This is a genomic window from Micromonospora sp. (genome assembly GCF_048594385.1).
GTDB lineage: Bacteria > Actinomycetota > Actinomycetes > Mycobacteriales > Micromonosporaceae > Micromonospora > Micromonospora wenchangensis.
In genome coordinates this window covers 1-8,237 of the sequence record NZ_JBMDWU010000395.1, presented here as the reverse complement: position 1 = coordinate 8,237, position 8,237 = coordinate 1, and the positions used below count along the sequence as shown (strand labels likewise).

The 8,237-nt window shown below is 72.7% G+C and carries 10 protein-coding genes; 4 read left to right on the top strand and 6 right to left on the bottom strand.

Annotation, left to right across the window (positions count from 1 at the left end; translation table 11 throughout):
• Both ACOJTC_RS21115 and ACOJTC_RS21110 read left to right on the top strand, forming a co-directional pair.
• Positions 1 to 494: class F sortase (locus ACOJTC_RS21115; RefSeq protein WP_420118176.1), on the top strand; the 494-nt coding region annotated here is incomplete at its 5' end.
• Positions 495 to 542: 48 nt separating this feature from the next.
• Positions 543 to 1,490 carry a threonine ammonia-lyase gene (locus ACOJTC_RS21110; protein ID WP_420118175.1) on the top strand — a complete coding sequence of 316 codons (948 nt, stop codon included), beginning with the start codon at positions 543 to 545 and terminating at the stop codon, positions 1,488 to 1,490.
• A 142-nt stretch (positions 1,491 to 1,632) separates the two neighbouring features.
• Here the strand turns inward: ACOJTC_RS21110 and ACOJTC_RS21105 are convergent, their stop codons facing one another.
• On the bottom strand, positions 1,633 to 1,986 hold the full coding sequence (locus ACOJTC_RS21105; RefSeq protein WP_145921023.1) for a DUF2203 domain-containing protein: 354 nt from the start codon (positions 1,984 to 1,986) through the stop codon (positions 1,633 to 1,635).
• Between the two features lie 267 nt (positions 1,987 to 2,253).
• On the opposite strand from ACOJTC_RS21105, the gene ACOJTC_RS21100 reads away from it, so the two are divergent.
• The gene (locus ACOJTC_RS21100; protein ID WP_420118174.1) at positions 2,254 to 3,117 is read left to right on the top strand and encodes an exonuclease domain-containing protein; all 864 of its coding nucleotides are present in this window, start codon (positions 2,254 to 2,256) and stop codon (positions 3,115 to 3,117) included.
• On the opposite strand, the gene ACOJTC_RS21095 is transcribed toward ACOJTC_RS21100, so the two are convergent.
• The 5 genes from ACOJTC_RS21095 to ACOJTC_RS21075 all read right to left on the bottom strand — a co-directional run bounded on the left by ACOJTC_RS21095 (position 3,108) and on the right by ACOJTC_RS21075 (position 7,260).
• Positions 3,108 to 4,064, bottom strand: coding sequence for an aminoglycoside phosphotransferase family protein (locus ACOJTC_RS21095; protein ID WP_420118173.1), 957 nt, complete (start codon positions 4,062 to 4,064; stop codon positions 3,108 to 3,110). The two genes, ACOJTC_RS21100 and ACOJTC_RS21095, sit on opposite strands and share 10 nt — an antisense overlap.
• Positions 4,065 to 4,075: 11 nt before the next feature.
• Complete coding sequence (proC, locus tag ACOJTC_RS21090; protein WP_420118172.1) at positions 4,076 to 4,894, bottom strand: pyrroline-5-carboxylate reductase; 819 nt, start codon at positions 4,892 to 4,894, stop codon at positions 4,076 to 4,078.
• A gap of 78 nt (positions 4,895 to 4,972) precedes the next feature.
• Entirely contained in the window at positions 4,973 to 6,001 is a 1,029-nt protein-coding gene (locus ACOJTC_RS21085; protein WP_420118171.1) for a 6-phosphofructokinase, read from the bottom strand.
• 181 nt (positions 6,002 to 6,182) lie between these two features.
• Positions 6,183 to 6,683, bottom strand: coding sequence for a pyridoxamine 5'-phosphate oxidase family protein (locus ACOJTC_RS21080; protein WP_236145939.1), 501 nt, complete (start codon positions 6,681 to 6,683; stop codon positions 6,183 to 6,185).
• Positions 6,684 to 6,762: 79 nt separating this feature from the next.
• Positions 6,763 to 7,260 carry a polyadenylate-specific 3'-exoribonuclease AS gene (locus tag ACOJTC_RS21075; RefSeq protein ID WP_131055759.1) on the bottom strand — a complete coding sequence of 166 codons (498 nt, stop codon included), beginning with the start codon at positions 7,258 to 7,260 and terminating at the stop codon, positions 6,763 to 6,765.
• A gap of 263 nt (positions 7,261 to 7,523) precedes the next feature.
• Here ACOJTC_RS21075 and ACOJTC_RS21070 point away from each other — a divergent pair, with 263 nt between their 5' ends.
• Entirely contained in the window at positions 7,524 to 8,216 is a 693-nt protein-coding gene (locus tag ACOJTC_RS21070) for a Crp/Fnr family transcriptional regulator (RefSeq protein ID WP_013735136.1), read from the top strand.
• Positions 8,217 to 8,237 lie beyond the last annotated feature (21 nt).

The window sequence follows — 8,237 nt, the reverse complement described above, 5'->3', positions numbered from 1 at the left end:
CCGGCACCCCCCGCGCCACCCCGGCCCTCCCCACCCGGGTACGCGTCGCGCGGATCGGCGTCGACTCCCCGCTCACCGCCCTCGGGCTGGACGGGGCCGGCACCCTGGTCCCCCCGGCGGACTTCACCCGGGCCGGCTGGTACGGCGGCGGCCCGGCGCCGGGTGACCCGGGACCGGCGGTGATCGCCGGTCACCTGGACTCGCGGCGCGGCCCGGCCGTCTTCGCCCGGCTCGGCGAGTTGCGCCCCGGCGACCGGATCGAGGTGTGGCGGGACGACCGCCGGGTGACGTTCCGGGTCACCGGCACGTTGCGGACGCCCAAGGACGCCTTCCCCACCGCCACCGTGTACGGCCCGACGCCCGGCCCGGAACTGCGGCTGATCACCTGCGGGGGCGACTTCGACAGGCGCGTCGGCCACTACCGGGACAACGTGGTGGTCTTCGCCGTCGCCGACCCGCCGGTCGACCCCCTCCCCCGCTCCGCGGCCGGCTGACCCGCCCACCGGCACGGCCCCGCACGCCCCGCCCGCTAGGCTCCGGCAGTGCGACTGACCAGCGTGGACGACGTCACGGCCGCCGAACGCCGGCTCGCCGGGCGGATCGTCCGGACCCCGCTCCTGCCCTGCCCGCAACTCGGCGACGAGTTCGCGCTCGACGTCGCGGTGAAGGCGGAGAACCTCCAGCACACCGGCAGCTTCAAGGTCCGGGGCGCGCTGAACGCGCTGCTCGCCCTGGCCGAACGGCAGGCGACGCCCACCGGGCTGACCGCCTTCTCGGCCGGCAACCACGCCATGGCGGTGGCCTTCGCCGGACGTGCGTTCGGCCTGCCCACCGTCGTCTGCATGCCCCCGCACGCGGTACCCACCAAGATCGAAGCGGTCCGCCGGTGGGGTGGGGAGGTCGTGCTCACCGACGACCTGCTCGCCACCTGCGAGGAGATCACCGCCGAACGCGGCTACCACCTGCTGCCGCCGTTCGACGACCCGGACGTCATCGCCGGCCAGGCCACCCTGGGACGGGAACTGCTGGCCGACGGTCCACCGCCGGGCCTGGTGCTGGTCCCGGTCGGCGGCGGCGGACTGATCAGCGGGGTGGCCGCCGCCGTACGCGATGCCGTGCCGACCGCCCGGATCGTCGGCGTCGAGCCGGCCACCGCCAACGTCGTCGGCCACGCGCTGCGCACCGGCGGCGACGCCCCGGCGACCCGGCCGGTCTCGATGGCCGACGGGCTGGCCGCCCCGTTCGCCGGCCGGCTCACCCTGGCCCACGTCCGGGAGCTGGTGGACGACCTGGTGGCGGTCCCCGAGGCGGACATCCGGGCCGCCTGGTGGGACCTGATGGCCGCCCCCAGGCTGCTGCTCGAACCGGCGGCGGCGGTCCCCCTCGCCGCACTGCGCACCGGCCGGGTCCCCGCCGCCCCCGGCACCCGGACGATCCTGGTCCTCAGCGGCGGCAACATCTCCCCCACCATGCTCGCCACCATGCGCTGACCCCGCCCCGCCCTGCGCTCGCCCCGCTCCATCGCGCGCGCGATCTTGGAGTTGTGGTGCCACATTCGCGGGGATGTATACCCTTTCGCGCCCACCACAACTCCATGATCGACGCGGAGGGGTGGTGGCGGGTGGGGTGGGGTTAGCGGATGGGGCGGCGGCCGGCGAAGCCGCACTCGACGCGGTGGTACCAGCGCACGTCGGGGTCACCCTCCAGCCAGCACCAGAGCACCGCCCGGCCCTCGTGCTCGCCGGGGAAGTCGAGTAGCACCGGGGCGATCCCCTTGACCTGGATGTCGTGCGAGTTCAGCTCCTCCAGCACGCCGTGCAGCCGGGCCTCCAGGGCCTTGACCTCGGCCCGGCCGCCCAGCGCCGACATCCCCGGGCCGGCCAGGTCGGCCCGCAGCTCGGCCAGGTCGGCCCGGATGCCGATCAGCTCGTCGATGCGGGGGTGCAGGGTGGCGACCAGGTACCGCGCCTGGGCGAGAGTGAACACGGGGCCAGTATGGGGCACCCGCGTGATCCACACCGACCCGTCCGCCGGCTTCGCCCGCACCGGGGGTGCCCGGAACGGGACGGGGGGTCCGGGCGGGGACGGTGGATGAAGGGTCACCACGGACCGTCCACATAGGTCGCGGGGTGGCCCGGCCGGCGGGTGCCGAGGACGCGGCCGATGGATCATGATCTTCAGGCGCGCGGTCCGTCGCCTCCCCCTCCCGCCGCACGCACCAGTGCGGCGCACGACCGAACCAGGAGTCCCATCGTGATCAACAAGTACGCCGGCACCTGTGGCACCTGTCGAGGCCGGGTGGAGGCCGGGGCCGGACAGGCGCTCCGGCTCGGCGCCGGCTGGACCGTGTACCACGACGACTGCGCGCCGGTGGAGACGGCGCCGCCGCCGGGCACCCACCGTGGGTGGCACCACCTGCCGGTGGTGGGCTTCGACATCGAGACCACCGGCAGGGAGCCGTTGGACGCCCGCATCGTCTCCGCCGCGCTGGTCTACTCCGACGGCACGACCAGGCGGTGGCTGGTCAACCCGGGAGTGCCGATCCCGCCCCGCACCACCGAGATCCACGGGATCACCGACGAGCTGGTCCGCAGTGCCGGGACTCCGGCCGGGACGGCGCTGGCCGAGCTGGGCACGGCCGTCGGGAAGGTGATCGCCGACGGTACGCCGCTCGTCGCCTTCTGCGCCCACTTCGACGTCACGACGTTGCACGCCGAGCTGGCCCGGCACGCCCTGCCGTCGCTGGACTGGGACCGCGCCGTCGTCATCGACCCCTCGATCCTGCACCAGGAGGTCGAACCTCGCTGGTACGGCAGCCAGAAACTCGGTGACCTGTGCAGGTACTACGAGGTGCCCCTCGGCTCCGCCCACGACGCCACGAACGACGCCCGCGCCGCCGTCGGGATGGCGGTGTCGATCGCGGCCCGGCACGAGCGCATCGCCCGGATGCTCCCCGACGACCTCCACCGGGCGCAGATCACCTGGTACGCCGCACAGAAGCGGAAACTCCAGGAGTACTTCGACAGGCGGGGCATCGCCGAGACGGTCGGCCTGGAGTGGCCGCTGGAGACCAGGCGACGCCGACAGGACGACACTCTTCACCCTGATCAGGGCTGATCTCCCCCGGTCGACCGTCCGCCGTCGGTGTACTCGCCGAAGATCTCTGCGAGGATCCTCCGTGAGTTCACCGCGGCCACGCCGTCGTCCGGCGCGTGGGCGTAGCTGACAAGCGTCTTCCAGAGCGCCCACCCACGCCCACGCGCCCAGGTCGCGTCGTCGACCGGCAACCGCTCCCGCAACGCCCGCCGACCGTCGGCGGTCAACAGTGTCCAGGCGACCGCCAGGTCGCAGGAGGGATCGCCGACGCCGCAGGTGCCGAAGTCGATGACCCCGGCGAGGTGTCCCCCGTCGAGCAGGAGGTTCCCCTGCGCCAGATCACCGTGGAACCAGCGCTCGGTACCGTCCCAGCGCGCGTCCAGGGCGCATTCCCAGATCTCGTCGGCCCGGACGGCGTCGATACGGCCGTCGAGAGCCCTGATCGCTCGGCGGGCCTGCCGGTGGTAGGTGCGCAGCGGGCCACCCCGGTACCAGTTGTGTCGACCGGGTCGGGGGCCACCGGTGGTGTCGATCTCGTGCAGCGCCGCGACGAACCCGGCCAGGTCGAGCGCGAACCGGACCGGGTCGGCGATCCGCTCGAACCGCGCGGTTTCTCCGTCGAGCCACCGGTAGACCGACCAGGTGTACGGGTAGCCCTCGCCGGGCCCGCCCTTCGCCAGCGGGGTGGGGACGGGCACCGGGAGGTGGCGGGCGAGCAGGGGAAGCCACCGGTGTTCCTTGTCGACCGCCTCGGCGTACTCGGCGGCGCTCGGCAGGCGTACCGACATGCCGGGGCCGAGGTGGAAGGTCCAGTTGTCCCAGCCGCCGTTGGCCACCGGCTCGACCGGCAGTTCGGCCCAGTGCGGGAACTGGGTGGCGACGAGGCGGCGTACCTGCTCCACGTCGACGACGACGCGTTCGGGCGGCGGGCCGAGATCCGCGGTGCCGTCGGCCCCGGCCCCTGACACGGCGGGCCGGGTCAGTCGGCCTGGGCGGCGAGTTCGCGGGCGCGGTCGCGGGCCGCTTCCAGCGCCGCCAGCAGCGCCGCGCGTACCCCGTGCTTCTCCAGCTCGCGGACGGCGGAGATGGTGGTGCCGGCCGGCGAGGTGACGGCCTCGCGGAGCTTGACCGGGTGTTCGCCGGAGTCGCGCAGCATCACGGCCGAGCCGATCGCGGTCTGCACGATCAGCTCGTGCGCCACCTGCCGGGGCAGGCCGAGCAGGATGCCGGCGTCGATCATGGCCTCGACCAGCAGGTAGAAGTAGGCCGGGCCGGAGCCGGAGAGCGCGGTGACCGCGTCCTGCTGCGACTCGGGCACCCGCAGGGTCGCCCCGAGCGGGGCGAACATCTCCTCGGCCAGGGCCAGGTGTTCGCCGGTGGCGTGGGCGCCGGCCGAGATGGCGCTCATCGCTTTGTCGACCAGGGCCGGGGTGTTGGTCATCACCCGCACCACCGGGGTGCCCTCGGGCAGCCGGCGGCTGAAGAAGCTGGTGGGCAGTCCGGCGCAGAGCGAGACGACCAGCTTGTCGGCCGGCACCTTGGGGCCGATCTCGTCCAGCAGGACGCCCGCGTCCTGGGGTTTCACCGCGATCGCCAGCACCGCCGCCTCGTCGACGGCGGTCAGGTTGTCGACCACCCGTACGCCGTACCGGGTGGCCAGTTCCTCGGCCCGGACGGGGCGGCGGGCGGTCGCCAGCAGCCGCTGCGCCGGCCAGCCGGACCGCAACAACCCGGAGAGCATCAGCTCGCCGATCTTTCCCGCCCCGATCACCGCGACGGTGTGTCTCGCCGACCCCATGTCACCCTTCCGTCCCGTTCGTCCGGTCCCGCGCCCCTTCCCCTCCGACAGGGCGGAGGGGAAGGGGGTGGGCTGCGATCAGCTGCCGAAGAAGACCTCGGCCTCGTCGTAGCGCTCGATCGGGACGGTCTTCAGCTCGCGGGTGGCCTCGGCCAGCGGCACCCGGACGATGTCGGTGCTCTGCATCGCGACCATCTTGCCCCAGTCGCCCTCGTGGGCGGCGTCGATGGCCTGCAGGCCGAGCCGGGTGGCGAGCACCCGGTCGAACGCGGTCGGGGTGCCACCGCGCTGGATGTGCCCGAGCACGACGGTGCGGGCCTCCTTGCCGGTCTTGGCCTCCAGCTGCTCGGCCAGCCACTGGCCGATGCCGCCGAGCCGGACGTGCCCGAAGGCGTCCAGCTCCTGGTTGTGCAGGACCATCTGGCCGTCCAGCGGCTGGGCGCCCTCGGCGACCACGACGATCGGGGCGTACTGGTGCTGGAAGCGCTTCTCGACGTAGCCGGCGACCTGGTCGACGTCGAACTTGCGCTCGGGCAGCAGGATCACGTTGGCGCCGCCGGCGAGGCCGGCGTGCAGGGCGATCCAGCCGGCGTGCCGGCCCATCACCTCGACGACGAGGGTGCGGTGGTGGCTCTCCGCGGTGGTGTGCAGCCGGTCGATCGCCTCCATCGCGATGTTCACCGCGGTGTCGAAGCCGAAGGTGTAGTCGGTGGCGCCGAGGTCGTTGTCGATGGTCTTCGGCACGCCGATGACCTTGACGTCCAGCTCGTGCAGCTTGGTGGCGACACCGAGGGTGTCCTCGCCGCCGATGGCGATCAACGCGTCGACGCCCTGTGCGGCCAGGTTGTCCTTGATCCGCTCGACGCCGTTCTCGATCTTGAAGGGGTTGGTCCGCGAGGAGCCGAGGATGGTGCCGCCGCGCGGCAGGATCCCCCGGACCTCCGCGATGCCCAGCGGACGGGACAGACCCTCCAGCGGGCCCTTCCAGCCGTCCCGGAACCCTACGAACTCATGGCCGTAGCTGGCGACGCCCTTACGGACCACCGCCCGGATGACCGCGTTGAGACCCGGGCAGTCGCCGCCGCCGGTGAGCACGCCGATACGCATGATCCGCTCATCCTCCTGGGAGCAATTCGGTCAAGCCCGATCAAGCCCCAGGATAAGTGTCAGGTCAGACCTCGGCACCGTTGCCGGCCCGGGGCGGGCCGTCCCCCCGAACTGTAGTCGCCGCACCGGCCCACCTCACACCGCGCCCCGGTTACCAGCCAGTAAGCGTCGTCACCGCCAGTCAGTAGGTGTCGTCACCGGCGGACGCCGGACCACCGCCCGAGCCGGAGCCGCCCTGCCCCAGCAGGCCGACCGAACGGCCGTCCCGGGCGTCCCAGCACCGGGCCTCGGTGACGTGCACCGCGACCAGCGTCAAACCGCTCGTCGCCACCCCGTCGGGGAACCACCCGGTGAGCCCGGGGTGCCACAACCGTTCGGCCCGCGCCGGGTCGTAGTCGTCCCGGGCCGTACCGGACAGCGACACCCAGACCCGCCCGTCCGGGTCGTGGAAGCCCACCGCCACCTCCGCGTTGACCCGCAACTGGCGGACGGTCGACGACCCGGCGTACGCGAAGAACCACAACTCGCCGTCGAAGTCCGCGCGTTGCAGCGCCATCGGACGGCCGACGAGCCGGCCGTCGAGGGAGGTCGTGGTGAGCGTGCAGACTTCGGCCGCCCTGATCAACTCGGTGATCCGGCGCCGGGCGTCCCGGACGGTCAACACCTCGTCACGCTCCCTCACCTCGGCACCGTTGGCCACACCGATGCCCGGGGCAGAACGGGCCAAACCACCGATCGACCGCACTGCGGGGACACCGGCGCTACGAACCGGTGATCGCCCGCCAGCGGGCCAGGTTGTGCCGGGCGTCGACCAGGGCGTCGTGACGGGCCGCGTCGGCGTTCGGCAACCGTGGCCGCCCCCGCTCGTCCCAGAGCTGTCGCAGCTCCTTGGTGTAGCGGGGGATCTCCCGGGGCAGGGCCGGCATGGCGCCCCAGAGCTGCGCCAGCACCACGTGGTCGTACGCGGCGTACCAGGCCCACAGCTCCAGTTCCTCGCCGGGCCGGTCCCGGATCGGCTCGACCAGGAAGTCGTACAGCTCGTCGCGGATGCGCTCCCGCGAGCGCCACGCCCGGTCCGCCGGGGAGGGCAGCTTGTCCAGCACGTTGCGGCGGACCCAGGGCACGGCGCGGCTGGCGTCGAACTCGGTGGAGACCGCGTAGAACTCGCGGTCGTACTCGTCGACGACGCCGATCGAGACCAGCTCGACGGTCCGGCCGTCCTCGATGAATTCGCAGTCGTAGAAGTAGCGGTAGGCCATCCCCGCCATCCTCGCCGACGCCCGACGGGGCCGCTCGACCGGGTCACCCACCCCGGGAGCGTTTCCAATCGTCCCGATTGGGGGACATCCGCAGCTCGAAGCTGTCACGGAAGTGATTTGAGGGGTGTACAGCAAGCGACCGGACCGTCATGATCTGATGTGTACCGCTGCCGGACGCCGCACGGGTGTCAGAACACCTCGTCAAGGGCCGCCAGGCTCACCCGGTGAGCGAGTTTGGTCCTTTACCGGGGAGGGGTGGGGCCGTGGAGATGCGCCTGCCGGAGCCGGGCGACGCGCTCACGGGTGTGGAGATGTTCGCCGGGCTGGAGCCGGAGGTGCGTCAGCGGGTCATCGCCGCTGCGGTGCCCCGGACGTATCGCAAGGGTCAGTTGCTGTTCGTGGAGAACGACCCCGGCGAGTCGCTCATCGTGCTGCGACGGGGTGCCGTGGCCGTGTTCCGCACCGCGCCGACCGGCGAACGGGCCGTGCTGTCGGTGATCCGACCGCCGGACGTTCTCGGTGAGGTCTCGTTGCTGGACGCCTCCACCCGGTCCGCGTCCGCGGAGGCGATCGAGGACTGCACCGCCCTCGCCCTGTCCCGGGGCGCCTTCATGGAGCTGGTGCACTCCAATCCGCGCATCCTGGACGCGGTGATGCGCTCGCTGGGCGCGCTCATCCGCCGACTCACCGAGCAGAACGCCGACCACGTCTTCCTCGACCTGCCCGGTCGGGTCGCCAAGACGCTGGTCCGGCTCGCCGGGGAGAGTCAGGCTCCGATGATCACCATCGAGCTGAACCAGAGCCAGCTCGCCGAGATGGCCGGCGGCTCACGACAGAGCGTCAACCAGGCGATCGGGTCCTTCGCGAACCGGGGCTGGCTGCGTACCGAGGGTCGACGGATCGTCGTCACCGACGTGCCGGCCCTGCGCCGCCGGGCGGGCATGAGCGACCGCTGACCCAGCGCGACGACGCGGGCA

Coding starts and splice junctions, on each gene's coding strand:
- ACOJTC_RS21085 (WP_420118171.1), bottom strand. CDS start 6,001: ATGCGTATCGGCGTGCTCACCGGCGGCGGCGACTGCCCGGGTCTCAAC.
- ACOJTC_RS21075 (WP_131055759.1), bottom strand. CDS start 7,260: ATGGCCTACCGCTACTTCTACGACTGCGAATTCATCGAGGACGGCCGG.
- proC (WP_420118172.1), bottom strand. CDS start 4,894: ATGGGGTCGGCGAGACACACCGTCGCGGTGATCGGGGCGGGAAAGATC.